Annotated in this window: 1 pseudogene; it reads left to right on the plus strand. The window is 64.5% G+C overall.

Annotated elements, in window-relative coordinates:
- Window positions 1-214 (plus strand): annotated as a pseudogene (locus OOT08_RS11365) (ABC transporter permease); the annotation flags it as partial.

Genomic DNA, 214 nt, shown 5'->3' on the forward strand with positions numbered 1-214 from the left:
CACCGGGATGAACCTGGGCGACACCCAGGGAGTCACCCCCCTCGACTTCGCCGAGATGGGCACCTTCACGGCAACCTTCGGCATCATGTTCACGCAGCTGATCATCGCCGTGCTCGGCGTGCTCGCCATCACCAACGAGTACTCCTCTGGCATGATCCTCTCCACGATCACCGCGGTGCCGCGGCGCAGCCCCGTATTCTTCGCCAAGGCGCTG

This window comes from Leucobacter sp. M11 (assembly GCF_035726885.1).
Lineage (GTDB): Bacteria > Actinomycetota > Actinomycetes > Actinomycetales > Microbacteriaceae > JAPFRB01.